We start from the raw sequence: 17,675 nt of genomic DNA on the forward strand, positions 1-17,675 counted from the left end.
GTAATTTCAGACAATAATTCAGAAATTGTTCATAATTTCACAAACATATTTTCCCTTTTTGTTCTAGTGAAAATACAAAATTCCAAATTTTTATTGTGCATGTTTTCATGCTATATACATAGTAAGGAGGGAAAAGTGATGAATGGGATTGAAATTTTTGCGAATACAATTTTAAAAGAGGCGTGTAGGGTACAAGCGTCAGATTTACATATTGTGCCCCGGCAGAAGGATGTAGCGGTGCAACTACGTATAGGAAAAGATTTAATGACGAGACATTGTATTGAAAAGGAGTTTGGAGAAAAACTTGTCTCACATTTTAAATTTTTAGCATCTATGGACATAGGAGAGAAACGGAAGCCACAGAATGGTTCGTTGTATTTGCAAATTGATGGACAAGAAGTGTATTTACGCCTTTCAACACTTCCAACAGTATATCAAGAAAGTCTCGTTATTCGCCTTCATTTACAAGCATCTGTTCAGCCCTTATCACATCTTTCGTTATTTCCAAGTACGGCAGCAAAACTACTCTCATTTTTACGCTATTCACAGGGGCTACTCGTGTTTACTGGACCGACTGGTTCTGGGAAGACAACGACAATGTATGCATTATTAGAGGTAATTAGAAAAAAGAAAACACGTCGCATCATTACACTTGAAGATCCGGTTGAAAAAAGAAGTGACGATGTATTACAAATTCAAATAAATGAAAAAGCGGGTCTCACATATGAAACAGGATTAAAGGCTATTTTACGTCATGATCCAGACATTATTTTAGTCGGTGAAATCCGTGATGCAGAGACAGCAAAAATAGCTATAAGAGCAAGTTTGACAGGACATTTAGTCATGACAACGCTGCATACGAATGATGCGAAAGGAGCAATCATTCGTTTCATGGATTATGGTATAACGAGGCAAGAGATTGAACAGTCTTTATTGGCTGTAGCTGCACAGCAACTTGTCGAATTGAAGTGTCCGTTTTGCAGAGGAAAGTGCTCAACTTTATGTAAATCAATGAGGCAAGTAAGGCAAGCAAGCATCTATGAGCTGCTATATGGATATGAGTTAAAACAAGCACTTAAAGAAGCAAATGGAGAATGTGTTACTTACAAACATGAGACTTTAGAATCGTCAATACGAAAAGGATATGCTTTAGGGTTTTTAGAAGATGATGTTTATGTTTAAGAAAACTTGGAGTTTAAGTGATCAAGTAGTATTGTTGAAACGTTTAGGAGAATTATTAGAAAAAGGCTACTCTCTTTTACAAGCATTAGAATTTTTACAGTTTCAATTACCTGTAGAAAAGAAAGTACAATTGCAGCGCATGATTGAGGGGTTAAAAAATGGGAAAAGTCTACACGATTCTTTTCATCAGTTAAAGTTTCATCAGGACATGTTAAGTTATTTATTTTATGCCGAGCAACATGGTGATATTTCTTTTGCTTTGCAACAAGGAAGTGCACTTCTTTATAAGAAAGATAAGTATAGGAGAGACATGATGAAAATAATGCAGTATCCTATGTTTTTGATGTTTTTTCTACTAATCATGCTTTTTATTTTTAACCTCATCTTATTACCTCAGGTTGAAATGATTTATAGTTCGTTCGGTTCTAATACACCACTACTTACAGAAAGAATTTTAAGTGCAATAAAACTGCTACCTTACATTATTTTAACTGCTATTTTAACTGCTATTTTAACTGTTATTATTGGATGTAGTTTATATATGTTGTATTTTAGGAAACTTCCACATATTAGACAGGTAAAAATCATGCTTCGTATTCCCCTGATCAAAACATTTCTTATTTTAAAGCATTCGCATTATTTTGCTACTCAGTTGAGTGGTTTATTAAATGGTGGACTATCAGTATGTGAAGCTTTAACAATAATGATGGAGCAAAGATATCATCCGTTCTTTCAATATGAAGCGAGCCGGATTGAAAGACAATTAATTGGAGGAGAACAGTTACAATCTATCATTGCTAAAAGTGGGTATTACGAGAAAGAACTTTCTTGTGTTATTACGCATGGACACGCAAACGGCAATTTAGCGATTGAATTAGGTGACTATAGCGATCTTATTATGGAAAAGATGGAACGGAAAATTAAACATATGTTAGTTATCATTCAGCCTATTTTATTTACATGTATTGGAGGAATCGTTGTCCTTATGTATTTAGCGATGATTATGCCGATGTTTCAAATGATGAATTCTATTTAGGGGGCATTTGTATGCAGAATGAGGAAGGATTTACTCTGTTAGAGATGCTATTAGTAATGGTTGTCATAACTATATTATTACTATTAATTATTCCGAATGTAGTTACACAGCGCTCATCGGTCCAAGGAAAAGGGTGTGCAGCTTACGTGAAATCTATAGAAGCGCAAATACAAGTATATCAATTACAACATAATAAAATTCCATCGTTAAAAGAACTGACGGATGAAAAGTATATTACAACTGATAAGTGTCCGAATGGCGAATCTATTCATATTTCAGATGATGGCGCAGTATCAATTAGGGCGTTGTGAAACAACAGGGGTTTACTTTTTTAGAAATGTTACTCGTTTTATTTGCTATTTCTGTATTAAGTATAGTTACGTATTTTAGTGTTCATTCTTTATACGAGCGACAAAAAGTTGAACAATTTTTGAGACAGTTTTCAAATGATATTTTGTATATGCAGCAATTAGCGATAAATCGTCAAAAGCACTATACATTACGTTGGCATAAAGATAGAAATATGTATGCTATAAAAGAGTCAGGTACAAAGTATTATATCGTCAAGCGAGAGTATGAAGAAGATATACAAATTGATTTGCATACGTTTCCAAATCCGATGACATATAATCCAAGTGGAAATATTAATAGAGGTGGTACGATTATAATTTCGTATAGAAATTATAAATATGAAATTGTATTTCAGCTTGGAAGAGGGAGATTTACGTATCGTGAAATGTCAAAAAGGATCCATAATGGCTGAAATGATTGTATCGTTAAGTGTTTTAATGATGGCTGTATCGTTACTACTACCGCAAACAGTATTAGTTATGCAAGAAAGAAAAAATATACAAATTCGTTATAAGGCATCTGGATTATTAAAAAAGGAAGCAATTATATATATGTATGGAAATGAAGAAAAGCGAATAATAGAAAAGAATATAAATGGAATTGTGTATTACACATATTGGGGAGGCAATGAAGTTTGTACCATGTGGAGAGATGTGAAAGACAGAATGATGGAACAATGCTTTTATGTAGGAGAAAAAATAAATTAGAATTTGGTTTTTCATTAATAGAAATGATTGTATGTCTGTTTCTATTATCAATATTTTTTTTGCTCTTTCCCCGCCTACATTTCATTGGAATGGAAAATAAACAGTCAAAAGGATTAAATGATTGGGAGTGGGATGTATTTTTAGGTCAAATGCAATTGGAGTTTCGAGAAGTATCATCTGGAGAACAGCTAGCATTTGAAAATGGAGATAGTATTTTACGATTCCGATCGCGTAATGGGAGTGAAGTATCGTATGAAAAAGAGAATAGTCGTCTTATAAGAAAGGTAAATAGGCGCGGGAGGGAAGTTGTTTTACAAAATATTGGAACGGTTTCTTACAAACTAACACCTCATGTACTCATTATAAATGTGAAAGATACTAGCGGAAAAATATATGAAGGTGTAGTTATGCGATATAGTGAAATGGAAATGAATGTATGAGAGGGCAAAATGGGTTTACAATGCCTGGAACGCTCATCTTTCTTATTTTATTAACTTCTTTTTTTATATACGAAACAAATATGTTGTTTACAGATAAAAATTTTTATATAGAAATAGAACAAAAGTTTTTACTGGATGAACTGCTTAACCGATCTATTACAGATATAAAAAAAGACTTACAGCAAAAAGAAAAAGAAGGTGCATTTTTCTTTCAGTATGAAAAGGGAGAAGTGAGTGGAAATTATATCTTTGAAAATGATTTAATTCTCGTTGCATTGCAGTGTACACTCAAACAGGAAGTTTTCTATACGGTGAGCTTTCGGTATAGAAAAAAGGATGGAAAAATAGTCGATTGGATAGAAGGATAATATGTAAAAAATACGAAGAAAAACCAGGGATTTCTATTGTAAATTGAATTGATTTTTTAGAAGAAATGGATAAATATAATGATTAAAAGTTTAAATTTTCTCAAAAAAGAGAAAGGTAGAAAGAATGTGATATATTCATGCTATCCAATCATTATTTTTAGGGAGAATAGGGAAATGACAAACAACAATCAAATAGGTGAAAATAAGGAACAAACTATTTTTGATCATAAAGGAAATACGATTATGACAGAAGATAGAGAAATACACATTATTTCAAAATTCGAAGAACCTCTTATTGTCGTATTAGCAAATGTACTAAGTGATGAAGAGTGTGATGAATTGATTGAAATGTCTAAAAATAAAATGAAGCGTTCTAAAGTTGGTTCATCACGTGATGTAAATGATATTCGAACAAGTAGCGGTGCATTTTTGGAAGACAATGAACTTACTTCAAAGATTGAAAAACGAATTTCATCTATCATGAATGTTCCTGCGTCGCATGGTGAAGGATTGCACATTTTAAATTATGAAGTGGATCAACAATATAAAGCACACTATGATTATTTTGCGGAACATAGTAGATCAGCTGCTAACAATCGTATTAGTACGCTTGTAATGTACTTAAATGATGTAGAAGAAGGCGGGGAAACGTACTTCCCGAAATTAAATCTTTCTGTACACCCTAGAAAGGGAATGGCAGTATACTTTGAGTATTTTTATCAAGATCAATCACTAAATGAGCTTACGTTACACGGAGGGGCACCTGTAACGAAAGGCGAGAAATGGATTGCAACGCAGTGGGTGAGAAGAGGTACTTATAAGTAAAAGCGAGTGTTACGTTTTGTTCTTCATAGTATAAGAACAAAACGTTTTTTTATTAAACAAAGTAGCATCTTTCGTTATAATAACAATTAATAAATGACGATTGAGAGGACAGAAAATGAAATCTATATACATAACCGGCTATATGGGAGCAGGGAAAACAACAATTGGAAAAGCATTAAGTCAAGAACTTCAAATGGATGTTGTAGATACTGATCAAAAAATCGAAGAGAAGCAAGAGAAGGCAATTCGAAATATTTTTGCCGAAGAAGGCGAAACGGCTTTTCGGGAATATGAAAGCGAAATGTTACGTTCGCTACCAGTCCATAATGTCATTATTACAACTGGTGGGGGAATTATTGAACGAGCGGAAAATCGCAAGTGGATGAAAGAGAACGGAACTGTCGTGTATTTATATTGTGATCCGCACGTAATTGCAGAAAGGCTTCGTGAAGATACGACACGTCCACTATTTCAAAAGAAAGATATAGATGCATTTGTAACGAAATTTGAATCACGCCGAGCTTATTATGAAGAGGCTCATATTCATATCGATACGACAAATAAGTCTGTAAAGCAAATTATGAATGAATTAAAGGAAAAGATTAATGTATAAAAAAGTGGACATACTAATCAAGTAGAGGTGATGATAATATGTCTACTAATGATTATGTTCGCTTTGTGACGCAGCAGTTTGTGTCGTATATGGATGCTCCAAAAGAAGATCGAAAACAAAAGAAAGAACAACGCCGTGCTGAAAAAGAGCCATTTATGAATAAGTGGTTTGGTGTTATGCCGCTGAGTGCTGCTTTGTTTTACCGAAATGTAAAAAGTAAAAGAAAAAAATCAAGTTAAATTTTAGTCATATGTCTAGCAAACCAAGAATCCCCTAGTGTCGTAATACACTAGAGGATTTTTATTTACTGCACGGATTCTTGTTCTTCCGTAACGGCATGTATTTTATTGTTCACCCATACGAACCCTATTCCGATACAAATAGAAATGCCCCAGCCGACAGCGGTCATAATCGCTCTCATTTCACCGTAGCCATCTACACCAAAAACAGAGATGAAATAAATTTTTAAAAAGCTTTTTAATATAAATTGTAGCCCGAAAAATAACGTTAAATATTGCAGTGCTGGATATATACGACTATCACGATAAAGCTCACGACTTTTATCGCGGTCATGGCCTTGCAGCGCTGCAATATCTGCTGCGAAATATAACATAAGTGGTTTTTTTATAAAAATTGTACATATGACGATAATACCGAGTACGATGTGATAATATGCATCGTTCCATAACATTCGTTCAGCTGACCCAGATAATAGATCTACCGTTGTATTAGAAATGAGTGTAATTAAAATAAAGAACCCTGTCACGTTAAACTGTTTTTCTTTTTTAAAGGTATACAGTGTATAAATAATCCCCGGAACAGAGGAAAGTAACATCGCGTAATAAGGATCGATATAAGGTTTTGCAAATTTCCAAATGAGGAATGGGATTACGAGATAAAAGACAAGATCTAATATAGCTTTTTTATTTTGATTCATACAAAGCCTCCTTAAGTCATACATATATTTTATAATATAATTTCTGAAAATTGTATAAGGTTTAATGGGAAAAGAAAAAATATATCAATTTTTGAGGGATTAGTAGATTGAAAAAAATTGCCCCTAGCGTAGTAAGTTTTTTTAGTATATAATAAAGGAAACGCTTTCATTTTTAGTTTGTTCACAAAATGGACGGAAAATCACATATTTACTATCGATATGTTGCTTTATAATGAAACTAATTAAATATACATGCATACAATATTGTGAAATAAATAACATAAATAATCTATATAAATGTAAACGTTATCAAAAGAGAGAGGTGGAGACAATGAGTAAATTTTTCTTCAATCATAATCCAGCAACAGTAGAGGATGGAAGGCTTGTTAAATATGCTGAAATTATTTATGGAGAAGGTGGCCGTTCTGTATTAGAAAATTTAATGGTGAAGGCATCTATCAGATTGCGTGATCGTTATCCGAATAAATCTGACGAGCAGATCTCGAACCTAGTAAATAAAGGCATCCATGATATGTTTCAAAAATATGTGAGCGAGTAAGAGTAGCCAATGGCTGCTCTTATTTTTTTGCATAAGGATTGTAACTCTAGCTGAAAATAAACATGTATTTTGAAAAACGCAAAAAGGAGTGGGAAAGATGAGCAATGGAATTGGACGTTCGAAAGAAAATCTGCCAACTGATGCAAATCATGTGAGTGCAAAGGATCGTGCACAGCAGAAACGTATGGCACAGAAAAAACAGCAAGAGCGTAGTGGCGATAGCGAGTAGGGTAGAAAATAGCTCAAAAGAGGCTCCTTCTAAAGCAGAAGGAGCTTCTTCAAGATAGAAAATGATTCGCGGTAACATAAAAAAGGCCACCGTTAATAATTTGCACTGTAATGCGTGGTTCATATTGTTCTTGCAAGGCTTGTTTTTCAATTTCATAGCTTTCAGGAAGTTCGTCACTTTCTTCATAAAAACGGTTTAAAAGGTCTAAATCATGATTCCAACGCACTCTTGCTTCTTTCGCCCACGTATGGTCATCTTCTGCAATTATATTTTTTAAAGCGTCCTCTATACGTTGTAAACCACTTTGCGGTTTAATGATAGGCGAGAGCGTAAAACAAAAATCAGGTATTTTTGGTGTAAGTTTAATGTTAGTTAATGTTTCATGAAAGTTTGCCATCATTGTTCCAGAAATGAGATGAATACCAATTGAGTGAAGGATGTCTTTTTTTCGATCACATTGATAGGAAACTTTTATATTAATACCGAGCCAAGGGTGGAGCGGTGTATGTGTTGCCCCATTATGTCTTACATCCTCATATAAACGTATGTATGAGCCTAATTCTTTTGTCGTTTGGAAAATTTGATGTAGACGTGGTGAACCGTAGTGAATAAGCTCACCATCGTTTTCTTCATTTTCTGGATTTGTAATAAGAGTAAGGCGCATCGGATTCGGTACGCCTCCTGTTTTCTCAAGATAGTGCCAATAAAAAGGGCGATTCATTAATAATTTATCCATCTCAATTGTTAACTGTACATCTAATAAATGAGGAGAACGTTCTAAAATTTCACAGTTATTCGCCTCAAAGAAATTGTATAAGTAATTATGAATTTCATGTTGCTGCATAGCCTTGCACCTCAGCTTCATTTCGTTTCGCAAAGTCGATTATAGATGTTAAGTTTTCCATCTTAATTCTAATTTCACCTTCGCTTTTTGATTGCGCGAAAATTTCTTGAATGTGCGCGTCGATGTTTTTCATATTAATTCTCGTTAAAATTTCATCGAGTTCACCGATAACACGCTCGAATAAGTTGATTTTTTCATATAACAGTTTCAGAATATGTTCTTCAACAGTATGCTTTGTAGCTAAGTTATAAATATGAACATCATTCTTTTGACCGAGACGGTGAATACGTCCGATTCTTTGCTCAAGACGCATTGGATTCCATGGCAAATCATAATTGATCATATGGCTACAAAACTGTAAGTTAATGCCTTCTCCGCCAGCTTCCGTTGCAATTAACACTTGGGCACGATTTTGGAAAAGTTCCTTCATCCAATCTTTCTTCCCGCGTTTAAATCCGCCGCGGAATGGGACAGAAGAAATACCGTGTTGTTGTAAAAACCATTGTAAGTACATCTGTGATGCTCGGTATTCCGTGAAAATGACGACTTTATCGTCAATTTCTTTTATAAGCTCTAGAGCTTTAGTTGCTTTCGAGTTGAAAGGAATATGATTAATTTTGTCCATTAGCACATCGATATGTGGATCTTTTATATAATGTTCATTTTCTTTCTGTCTTTTTTCTACATGCTTTTTCAATGAATAGTAAACAGCCTCACGACTACTGCACGCTTCCCGTTTTAAAGTTAACGATGAGAAAGCAGATGTGAAGGCGTCTTGCCCTCGCCAATTTTCGATATCATTATATAGAGCTTGTTCTTGTTCATTAAACTCAACAAAAATTGTACGTACATGTCTCTTCGGCCAATCGATACCGGTATTATGTCGTCTATTTCGCACCATTACTTTGTTAATGAGAGCTTTTAAGTCTTCATCTGATTCGGCTGAGCGATTTTTGGAAGCGTAATATTCTTCAAAGTTGGATTGATTGCCTAAATGTCCTGGCTTTAATAAAGAAACAAGGTTAAAAATTTCATCAATCTTATTTTGAACAGGAGTAGCGGTTAGTAATAAACAAAACTTCTTTTTTAATCGTTGTGCAAATTCATAGTTTTTTGTTTTATTATTTTTCAGTTTATGTGCTTCATCGATAATAATAAGGTCATATTCTAAGTTCAACACGATATCGCGATGTGGTGAACGTTTCGCAGTATCAATTGATGATACGATTACGTCAGCTTGTTCCCACGAGTAGCTTTTCTTTTGTGCTACAGCGGGAATGAAAAACTTTGTATTCAGCTCGTATGCCCATTGTGATACGAGAGAAGCTGGGACAAGTATAAGTACCTTTTTCACAAGCCCGCGGACCATGTATTCTTTCAAAATAAGTCCAGCTTCGATTGTTTTTCCAAGACCTACTTCATCTGCTAGAATCGCTTTACCATTCATTTGTTCAATTACATTTTGAGCGACTTCTAATTGATGCGGAAGCGGTGTGAAATGGGATAAATGTTTCGGTGCTTGTAGTCCATCAAAAGTAGGAACAAGTAACGATTTTTCTGTTTCATAAGCTAAGTGATATAAATCCCAGTTTGTCCAAGGACCATCTTCATCGATTCTATTTAAAAAATTGTTTTGCCACGTCCGATCTACGGAAATATCGACATTCATTACGACTCTCCCACCTTTTATAAACTAAAGTAATTATTTTTTAATGTATGATGATTTGCCTTAAAAGAAGGCATGATTATCGTTATTAAAGGCTATACAATAGACAATAATAAAGTATTAAATCTTAAAAGCTGTATTTATTGAGTTTTAATATAAAAAATTCTAAATTATTTTTTATGCTAGAATATTGATGAAATATAGCGAATGATGTTAGGATAATGGTGTGAAATGTGTGGAATCTTTCGTATTTTATCCAAGAAAGTGATTTTTTATTTACGCTTTCATAAAAAAATATAATGAGATTCCGTATATCCTATCTTTTCAGAATGAAAATGTTTAGAAAAGGGAAGCAACTTTTATTGATTTGTCAAAGCATAAGGGGGAGAGAGCATGATTACATTACAACGTACACCGTTATTTGATGTATACGCGAAGTATGGTGGGAAAACAATCGACTTCGGTGGTTGGGAATTACCAGTTCAATTTTCAAGCATTAAAGAAGAACATGAAGCTGTACGTACAGCTGCAGGTTTGTTCGATGTGTCTCATATGGGAGAAGTTGAAGTAAAAGGTGTAGATAGTTTAGCATTTTTACAACGTGTTGTTACAAATGACGTATCTACCTTAAAGGTAGGGGGCGCACAATATACAGCTATGTGCTACGAAAATGGTGGTACAGTAGATGATTTATTAATCTACAAACGTGGTGAAGAAGACTATTTATTAGTAATCAATGCATCAAATATCGAGAAAGATTACGAATGGTTAGCAAGTCATGTAATTGGCGATGCGACAGTAGTCAATGTTTCTAGTGAAGTTGCACAGCTTGCAATTCAAGGACCAAAAGCAGAAGGCATTTTACAAAAAGTTGTGTCAGAAGATTTGAAAGAAATTAAGTTCTTTAAATTTAAAAACGATATTCTTGTAGATGGAATTCCAGCACTTGTATCTCGTACAGGTTATACAGGTGAAGATGGATTCGAAATTTATTGTAAGAGTGAAGATGCTGCAAAACTTTGGGAGAAACTTCTTGAAGTTGGAGCAGAAGAAGGCTTAAAAGCATGTGGTTTAGGTGCTCGTGATACACTTCGATTCGAAGCAACATTACCACTTTATGGACAAGAATTATCAAAAGATATTACACCAATTGAAGCTGGAATTGGCTTTGCGGTAAAACCAAATAAAGAAGCAGACTTCTTTGGAAAAGAAACGTTAAAAGAGCAAAAAGACAACGGTGCGCCTCGTAAATTAGTCGGCATCGAAGTAATCGAACGTGGAATTCCTCGTACGCATTACCCTGTATTTATTGGAGAAGAAAAAGTCGGGGAAGTAACGAGTGGTACACAATCTCCAACGTTAAAGAAAAGCATTGGTTTAGCACTAATTGATGTAAAATACGCAGCAGTTGATACAGAAGTAGAAATTGAAATTCGTAATAAACGCGTCAAAGCAGTAGTTGTTCCAACACCATTTTATAAACGTTCAAAGTAACGGGGAGAGGGGTAGATTTCATGTTGCATCGTTATCTTCCAATGACAGAAGAAGACAAAAAAGAAATGTTACAAACGATCGGCGTTCAAACGATCGATGAGTTATTCTCTGATATTCCAGAGAGTGTTCGTTTTAAAGGGGATTTAAAAATTAAAGAAGCAAAATCAGAGCCAGAGCTTTTAAAAGAGTTATCTCAAATGGCTAGTAAAAATGCTAACTTAAAAGAGTACGCTTCTTTCTTAGGAGCAGGCGTATACGATCATTACGCTCCAGTAATTGTAGATCACGTTATCTCTCGCTCAGAATTTTATACAGCTTACACGCCATACCAACCAGAGATTTCACAAGGGGAATTACAAGCAATCTTTGAATTCCAAACAATGATTTGTGAATTAACAGGAATGGATGTAGCAAACTCTTCTATGTATGACGGGGGTACAGCTTTAGCTGAAGCGGCAATGTTAGCAGCTGGCCATACTCGCAAAAAGAAAATTCTTGTATCTAGCGCGGTTCATCCAGAATCAAGAGCAGTACTTGAAACGTATGCAAAAGGTCAAAATCTTGAAGTTGTTGAAATTAATCATAAAGATGGTGTAACAGATTTAGACGTATTACAAAGTGAAGTAGATGATACAGTTGCTTGTGTAATCGTTCAATATCCAAACTTCTTCGGACAAGTTGAAAAATTAGCTGATATTGAAAAAATCGTTCATCAACAAAAATCATTATTTATCGTTTCTTCAAATCCATTATCATTAGGCGCATTAACACCACCAGGGAAATTTGGTGCTGATATTGTAATCGGTGATGCACAACCATTCGGTATTCCAACGCAGTTTGGTGGACCGCACTGTGGTTACTTTGCAACAACGAAAGCATTTATGCGTAAAATTCCAGGACGTCTTGTTGGACAAACTGTAGATTCAGATGGTAAACGTGGATTTGTATTAACGTTACAAGCACGTGAACAGCATATTCGCCGTGATAAAGCGACATCTAACATTTGTTCAAACCAAGCGTTAAATGCATTAGCAGCTTCTGTTGCAATGACGGCACTTGGCAAACAAGGTGTGAAAGAAATGGCACGTCAAAACATTTCTAAAGCACAGTATGCAAAACGTCAATTTGAGGCGAAAGGCTTCACAGTAACATTTGCTGGACCATTCTTCAATGAGTTTGTTGTAGATTGCAAACGTCCAGTAAAAGAAGTAAACGATGCATTATTACAAAAGAATATTATCGGTGGTTACGATCTAGGCCGTGATTATAAAGAGCATGAAAACCATATGCTTGTAGCAGTAACAGAGCTTCGTACAAAAGAGGAAATTGACACACTTGTAAATGAAATGGGGGCTATCCAATGAAGAACCAAGACCAAGCACTTATTTTTGAAGTGACTAAAGAAGGCCGCGTAGGATATAGCTTACCCAAATTAGATGTAGAAGAAGTAAAATTAGAAGATGTATTTGAGAGCGATTATATTCGCGTTGAAGATGCAGAGCTTCCAGAAGTATCTGAACTTGATATTATGCGTCATTACACAGCGCTTTCAAACCGTAACCACGGCGTTGATTCTGGATTCTACCCACTTGGATCTTGTACGATGAAATATAATCCGAAAATTAATGAAAACGTGGCTCGTTTCGCAGGCTTTGCAAATATTCATCCACTGCAAGATGAAAAGACAGTACAAGGTGCAATGGAATTAATGTACGACTTACAAGAGCATTTAATTGAAATTACAGGTATGGATACTGTTACTTTACAACCAGCAGCTGGTGCACACGGAGAATGGACAGGTTTAATGTTAATTCGTGCATACCATGAAGCGAATGGTGACTTTAACCGTACGAAAGTAATTGTGCCTGACTCTGCTCACGGAACGAATCCAGCATCTGCAACTGTAGCTGGTTTTGAAACAATTACAGTAAAATCAAATGAAAATGGCCTTGTTGACTTAGAAGACTTAAAACGTGTTGTAAACGAAGAAACAGCAGCACTTATGTTAACAAATCCTAATACATTAGGTCTATTTGAAGAAAATATTTTAGAAATGGCAGAAATCGTCCATAATGCAGGCGGTAAATTATACTATGATGGTGCAAACTTAAATGCGGTATTAAGCCAAGCGCGCCCAGGAGATATGGGATTTGACGTTGTGCATTTAAACCTTCATAAAACATTTACAGGTCCTCACGGCGGTGGTGGCCCAGGTTCTGGTCCAGTAGGTGTGAAAGCTGATTTAATTCCGTACTTACCAAAACCGATTTTAGAAAAAACGGAAAATGGTTATCACTTCAACTACGACCGTCCAGAAGCAATTGGTCGTGTGAAACCATTCTATGGTAACTTCGGAATTAACGTTCGTGCATACACGTATATTCGCTCTATGGGTCCAGATGGCTTGCGTGCAGTAACAGAGTATGCTGTATTAAATGCGAACTATATGATGAGAAGATTAGCGCCATTCTACGATCTTCCATTCGATAGACATTGTAAGCATGAATTTGTATTATCAGGTCGTCGTCAAAAGAAACTTGGTGTACGTACATTAGATATTGCAAAACGTCTGCTTGATTTCGGTTACCATCCACCAACAATTTACTTCCCATTAAATGTGGAAGAATGTATTATGATTGAGCCGACAGAAACAGAATCAAAAGAAACATTAGATGGTTTCATTGATAAGATGATTCAAATCGCTAAAGAAGTAGAAGAAAATCCAGAAGTTGTACAAGAAGCACCGCATACGACAGTCATTAAACGTTTAGACGAAACGATGGCTGCACGTAAACCAGTTTTACGTTATGCAAAGCCAGCTCCTGTACAAGTTTGATTAGAATAACAAAAGAAGAACTCGCTACGGCGGGTTCTTTTTTTGTATGGAGAATTTGTCCCGCATTAACGGACAGTAAACTCCCAACTCAAAACTTAGCTGGTGCAAAGAAGCCAGGTGGGAGATAAACTGTCCGTAAATGCCCGATTGGTTCAACTGATAATCAGTGGGGATGAACAAAAATCCCCACTGATTAAAGTTTCACTTTATGCAGAAATAGTGAAGAAAATGTTAAAAAATTATATTTTTTGTTTCCTAATGGTGTAAAGGTGTAGTTTTATAGGTAGTTTTGTTGAAAAAGTCGGTTTGATAAAAGTATTTATTTTTGTTAGAATTTTATTGAAATTAAGAAGATGTGATGAGGAAAAAATTACTCATTTTTATGTATATGTGAAAAAACGAGCAAGACGGGGGTGAAAGTGTGGGATATCGATGTTATAGAATGGTATACCATTTAGAAAATGGAGAAACAATTAAAGATGTAAAAGAATTTTGCTATCGAGACCAAGGGAAAGTGTTAGAAAGAGTAGCAAATCGTGTAATGGATAATAGAGAAGTGACGGCGATTGATAAACAAGGAACCATCATTTCAATAGCATGTGAGGACATTGTAAAGGTGGAACTTGATTACATAACAGAAAGTTAACCTTGAGTCATATCGAATTATTCGATAAAATAAACTGTTGAATGGTGAAGTGAGAAGAGAGGAGTTTATCATGGGTAGTACAAGACACTTTTATATGTTTATCTTAGCGTTTGTTCTTGTTGTGGCATTAACGATTTATTTAATCGTTGACAGCAGCTGGTACAACACGGTTCATCCGGCATTCCTTCTGTTTATGTATATAGGAATTGCAGTAGTAAGTTTCGGAATGAGAGATGAGATGTTAGATCGCTTTGAAAAGTGATACATATACGAAAGACCAACAGGAAAATGTTGGTCTTTTTTTCTTGCCAAAAATAGGATGCTGTGTATATACTGTATATATAAGATATATACAGTATATACACACACTGGAGGAAAACATGAATATTATTATTTCGAATTCTTCCCAAGACCCTATTTATGTGCAAATAAGAAAACAATTAAGCCAGCTTATTTTAAATGGTGGTTTAAAGGGTGGAGACCAATTACCGTCTATTCGTAGCTTAGCAAAGGAATTGCAAATTAGTGTAATTACAACGAAGCGTGCGTACGAGGAGCTTGAAAAAGAAGGATATATAGAAACTGTTGCTGGGAAGGGGACTTATGTTTCACGTAAAAATAATGAACTATTAAAAGAACAGCGGCTACGTCTATTGGAAAGTAAGGCTGAAGAAATCGTAAAAGAAAGTAAAGTGTTGCAGCTTTCACTTGAAGAATTGCAGCAGATGATTGCGTGTTTATATAAGGGGGAATAAGAGATGTTAGAGCTAAAAAATGTTTGTAAAAGTTATGAAGATTTTGCAGTGGAAAATATAAGTTTTGCATTACCACGAGGATATATTATGGGGTTTGTCGGACCAAATGGTGCTGGGAAAAGTACAACGATCAAAATGATTATGAATTTAATTAGAAAAGATAGCGGCGATATAAAAATTTTTGGCAAAGACAATAAGAAAGCCGAAAAGGACATAAAACAAAATATTGGTTTTGTATATGATGAAAATCATTATTACGAAGATTTAACGTGTGAACAAATGAAACGTATTATTGCACCGTTATATAAAAAGTGGGACGAAAATCAATACCAATCGTATATGCAAAGATTGCAAGTTCCAAAGTATAAAAAAATTAAAGAGCTATCTAAAGGGATGAAAATGAAGTTTGCGATTGCCATCGCACTTTCACATCATGCAGAGTTTATCATTATGGATGAGCCGACAGCAGGATTAGATCCAGTTGTCCGAAGTGAATTACTTGATATGTTGCAAGAAATTGTAATGGAAGATGAAGTATCTGTATTATTCTCAACCCACATTACAACGGATTTAGAACGTATTGCAGATTATATTACGTTTATCAACGATGGAGAAATTATATTTACTGGTGAAAAAGATGAATTAATGGAGAACTACGTAATCGTAAAGGGAAGCAATGATTTATTAGATCGAGAAGGAAAAGAACTATTTGTTGGATTACGAAAAAATAAATTTGGTTTTGAAGGTTTAGCGAAGGATAAACAAGCAATTATCGATTGGTTTGGAAATGAGGTTGTAATAGAAAAGCCTACATTAGACGATATCATCGTTTACACTGCGAAAGGGAGAGGTGCTTATGCGTCAGCTCGTATATAAAGATTTATTCTTTTTTCGGGTAATTTGGTTAGTGAATCTTGTTATGCCCCTTTTGTTCTTTATGTTAGATGCAAGTGGTGAATTGTTATTTCCAATGAGTTGTCTATTTATAACCTTTTCATCGGTTATGACGTTAACCGTTATGGATGAAAGAAATAAAAGTGACATTGTTATAAATAGTTTACCGGTAAGTCGAAAGGATATCATAATTGCTAGATATATTTCCTGTGCAATATTCATTGTTGGTGCCATTCTCTCTACGATGTTAGTTGTTTTTCTTATAAGGGGTATTGTGGTTATTAGTGATATCGGTGTATATCATCCTAATCTATACATTGAAATTCCATGGTATGAAGTCATAAATGGAGCTGTTTATGCCACATTTTTTGTTGTCACGTTTTTCCCTAGTTATTATGGTACAAAATCGAAGGTAGTAAGAAGTATAGGATCAGCAGCATCAATAGGAGTGGGTGTAATTCTTTGGATATTTATTAGTGATGGGCTGAATGAAACAACATCTTCATTCAGTGAGTGGATTATGAATCCAGTACATATTGGTGTATTTATAGTTGGAGGAATGATATTAGCTAGTGTCTATATCGTTTCTATGTTTCTTACAATTAAAATTTATGAAACGCGTGATTTATAGAGAGGAGAATTTATATGCAACAATTGATTTTGAAGGAGTTTTTCTTACAGAAGAAGATGTTTCCTTTCTATTTTTTAATACCCATTTTATCTATTTTTAAGGATTCCGTCGAACCAATGGGGATTGCAATAGGATTATTTATAACATGTAGTACGATTATATATATTTCTTTTTATTATGAAGAGAAAAGTAAAGCGGAAAAAGTATTAGTGAGCTTGCCTATAACGAGAACAGAGATAGTTATAGCTAAATATATTGCAAGTTCATTATTTATTATGGCTGGTTTGAGTGTAACTTTTATAGTCTTAATATTAGGAAATATTTTATTGGGCAGGGATATAGTCATGCCTGGATATGCAGTATTTTCAGCAATAGTAGCAACTTTAATCTATTGTGTTGTAACGATACCCGCTAATTACATTGGAGGATATAAAGCGACTTCTGTTTTGAATGTTATTATGATTTTGCCTTTAACAGGTATGATTGGCCTTATGTGTAATATTTTTGGTGATAAAACAATTATGCTAAAAGTACTCCACTCTCAAGAGGCTACACTAGCAATGAGTGTTCTTGGTATCGGAGTATTAGTAAGTATATTCATATCAATGTTCCTCTCAATGAAAATGTTTCAGGAGGCAGAGTTATAGAAGTGACATTTTCAT

General features: G+C 34.7%; 25 protein-coding genes. 21 read left to right on the forward strand and 4 right to left on the reverse strand.

From position 1 onward, the window contains the following. Window positions 1–138: 138 nt before the first annotated feature. The 10 genes from comGA (at window position 139) to MR170_RS11610 (ending at window position 5,761) form a co-directional block, all read left to right on the forward strand. Entirely contained in the window at window positions 139–1,182 is a 1,044-nt protein-coding gene (gene comGA / locus MR170_RS11565; protein ID WP_043935941.1) for a competence type IV pilus ATPase ComGA, read from the forward strand. Further along, complete coding sequence (gene comGB, locus MR170_RS11570) at window positions 1,169–2,218, forward strand: competence type IV pilus assembly protein ComGB (protein WP_276575598.1); 1,050 nt, start codon at window positions 1,169–1,171, stop codon at window positions 2,216–2,218. The genes comGA and comGB overlap by 14 nt, the downstream gene beginning before the upstream one ends. Before the next feature lie 11 nt (window positions 2,219–2,229). Continuing rightward, entirely contained in the window at window positions 2,230–2,529 is a 300-nt protein-coding gene (gene comGC / locus MR170_RS11575) for a competence type IV pilus major pilin ComGC (RefSeq protein WP_001178687.1), read from the forward strand. After that, window positions 2,526–2,981, forward strand: a complete 456-nt coding sequence (gene comGD, locus MR170_RS11580) for a competence type IV pilus minor pilin ComGD (RefSeq protein WP_000813141.1) — start codon at window positions 2,526–2,528, stop codon at window positions 2,979–2,981. The genes comGC and comGD overlap by 4 nt, the downstream gene beginning before the upstream one ends. After that, window positions 2,974–3,276, forward strand: a complete 303-nt coding sequence (locus tag MR170_RS11585) for a hypothetical protein (RefSeq protein WP_016080290.1) — start codon at window positions 2,974–2,976, stop codon at window positions 3,274–3,276. Before comGD ends, MR170_RS11585 begins: the two co-directional genes overlap by 8 nt. Continuing rightward, entirely contained in the window at window positions 3,246–3,716 is a 471-nt protein-coding gene (gene comGF, locus MR170_RS11590) for a competence type IV pilus minor pilin ComGF (RefSeq protein ID WP_029443294.1), read from the forward strand. Before MR170_RS11585 ends, comGF begins: the two co-directional genes overlap by 31 nt. Further along, the gene (gene comGG, locus MR170_RS11595; RefSeq protein ID WP_016080292.1) at window positions 3,713–4,084 is read left to right on the forward strand and encodes a competence type IV pilus minor pilin ComGG; all 372 of its coding nucleotides are present in this window, start codon (window positions 3,713–3,715) and stop codon (window positions 4,082–4,084) included. Before comGF ends, comGG begins: the two co-directional genes overlap by 4 nt. Window positions 4,085–4,258: 174 nt before the next feature. Continuing rightward, window positions 4,259–4,909 (forward strand): 2OG-Fe(II) oxygenase, encoded by a 651-nt coding sequence (locus tag MR170_RS11600; RefSeq protein ID WP_000183863.1) that lies wholly within the window; start codon window positions 4,259–4,261, stop codon window positions 4,907–4,909. A gap of 115 nt (window positions 4,910–5,024) precedes the next feature. Further along, window positions 5,025–5,522: a shikimate kinase gene (locus MR170_RS11605; protein ID WP_016080294.1), complete on the forward strand. Its 498-nt coding sequence runs from the start codon at window positions 5,025–5,027 to the stop codon at window positions 5,520–5,522. 38 nt (window positions 5,523–5,560) lie between these two features. Next, window positions 5,561–5,761, forward strand: a complete 201-nt coding sequence (locus MR170_RS11610; RefSeq protein ID WP_000106083.1) for a YqzE family protein — start codon at window positions 5,561–5,563, stop codon at window positions 5,759–5,761. Between the two features lie 65 nt (window positions 5,762–5,826). Here the strand turns inward: MR170_RS11610 and MR170_RS11615 are convergent, their stop codons facing one another. Then, the gene (locus MR170_RS11615) at window positions 5,827–6,459 is read right to left on the reverse strand and encodes a VC0807 family protein (RefSeq protein WP_001073111.1); all 633 of its coding nucleotides are present in this window, start codon (window positions 6,457–6,459) and stop codon (window positions 5,827–5,829) included. Window positions 6,460–6,600: 141 nt separating this feature from the next. Next, on the reverse strand, window positions 6,601–6,717 hold the full coding sequence (locus MR170_RS11620) for a hypothetical protein (RefSeq protein ID WP_003279814.1): 117 nt from the start codon (window positions 6,715–6,717) through the stop codon (window positions 6,601–6,603). Between the two features lie 73 nt (window positions 6,718–6,790). On the opposite strand from MR170_RS11620, the gene MR170_RS11625 reads away from it, so the two are divergent. Then, window positions 6,791–7,018 carry a hypothetical protein gene (locus MR170_RS11625; RefSeq protein ID WP_000032702.1) on the forward strand — a complete coding sequence of 76 codons (228 nt, stop codon included), beginning with the start codon at window positions 6,791–6,793 and terminating at the stop codon, window positions 7,016–7,018. Between the two features lie 97 nt (window positions 7,019–7,115). Continuing rightward, window positions 7,116–7,247, forward strand: a complete 132-nt coding sequence (locus MR170_RS32235; protein ID WP_000064665.1) for a hypothetical protein — start codon at window positions 7,116–7,118, stop codon at window positions 7,245–7,247. A gap of 49 nt (window positions 7,248–7,296) precedes the next feature. On the opposite strand, the gene MR170_RS11630 is transcribed toward MR170_RS32235, so the two are convergent. Both MR170_RS11630 and MR170_RS11635 read right to left on the reverse strand, forming a co-directional pair. Next, on the reverse strand, window positions 7,297–8,091 hold the full coding sequence (locus tag MR170_RS11630; protein WP_001183963.1) for a YqhG family protein: 795 nt from the start codon (window positions 8,089–8,091) through the stop codon (window positions 7,297–7,299). Continuing rightward, window positions 8,078–9,760 (reverse strand): DEAD/DEAH box helicase, encoded by a 1,683-nt coding sequence (locus tag MR170_RS11635; protein ID WP_001100040.1) that lies wholly within the window; start codon window positions 9,758–9,760, stop codon window positions 8,078–8,080. Before MR170_RS11635 ends, MR170_RS11630 begins: the two co-directional genes overlap by 14 nt. 390 nt (window positions 9,761–10,150) lie before the next feature. Between MR170_RS11635 and gcvT the strand changes: the two genes are divergently transcribed. From gcvT to MR170_RS11680, 9 genes are all read left to right on the forward strand, one after another. Continuing rightward, window positions 10,151–11,251, forward strand: coding sequence for a glycine cleavage system aminomethyltransferase GcvT (gene gcvT / locus MR170_RS11640; protein WP_242308311.1), 1,101 nt, complete (start codon window positions 10,151–10,153; stop codon window positions 11,249–11,251). Between the two features lie 20 nt (window positions 11,252–11,271). Then, the gene (gcvPA, locus tag MR170_RS11645) at window positions 11,272–12,615 is read left to right on the forward strand and encodes an aminomethyl-transferring glycine dehydrogenase subunit 1 (RefSeq protein ID WP_000903240.1); all 1,344 of its coding nucleotides are present in this window, start codon (window positions 11,272–11,274) and stop codon (window positions 12,613–12,615) included. Further along, window positions 12,612–14,087, forward strand: a complete 1,476-nt coding sequence (gene gcvPB, locus MR170_RS11650; RefSeq protein WP_016080297.1) for an aminomethyl-transferring glycine dehydrogenase subunit 2 — start codon at window positions 12,612–12,614, stop codon at window positions 14,085–14,087. Before gcvPA ends, gcvPB begins: the two co-directional genes overlap by 4 nt. Before the next feature lie 442 nt (window positions 14,088–14,529). Further along, complete coding sequence (locus MR170_RS11655; RefSeq protein ID WP_000262496.1) at window positions 14,530–14,733, forward strand: DUF3929 family protein; 204 nt, start codon at window positions 14,530–14,532, stop codon at window positions 14,731–14,733. 70 nt (window positions 14,734–14,803) lie between these two features. Next, the gene (locus tag MR170_RS11660) at window positions 14,804–14,995 is read left to right on the forward strand and encodes a hypothetical protein (RefSeq protein WP_000535933.1); all 192 of its coding nucleotides are present in this window, start codon (window positions 14,804–14,806) and stop codon (window positions 14,993–14,995) included. 118 nt (window positions 14,996–15,113) lie between these two features. Continuing rightward, window positions 15,114–15,488 carry a GntR family transcriptional regulator gene (locus tag MR170_RS11665; protein WP_001021349.1) on the forward strand — a complete coding sequence of 125 codons (375 nt, stop codon included), beginning with the start codon at window positions 15,114–15,116 and terminating at the stop codon, window positions 15,486–15,488. 3 nt (window positions 15,489–15,491) lie between these two features. Next, complete coding sequence (locus MR170_RS11670; protein ID WP_098674684.1) at window positions 15,492–16,364, forward strand: ABC transporter ATP-binding protein; 873 nt, start codon at window positions 15,492–15,494, stop codon at window positions 16,362–16,364. Next, entirely contained in the window at window positions 16,345–17,013 is a 669-nt protein-coding gene (locus tag MR170_RS11675; RefSeq protein WP_001249554.1) for an ABC-2 transporter permease, read from the forward strand. The genes MR170_RS11670 and MR170_RS11675 overlap by 20 nt, the downstream gene beginning before the upstream one ends. A gap of 14 nt (window positions 17,014–17,027) precedes the next feature. Beyond that, complete coding sequence (locus tag MR170_RS11680; RefSeq protein ID WP_050844513.1) at window positions 17,028–17,660, forward strand: ABC-2 transporter permease; 633 nt, start codon at window positions 17,028–17,030, stop codon at window positions 17,658–17,660. Window positions 17,661–17,675: the final 15 nt, after the last annotated feature.

Source organism: Bacillus cereus group sp. BfR-BA-01524 (assembly GCF_022662595.1).
GTDB classification, from domain to species: domain Bacteria; phylum Bacillota; class Bacilli; order Bacillales; family Bacillaceae_G; genus Bacillus_A; species Bacillus_A thuringiensis_S.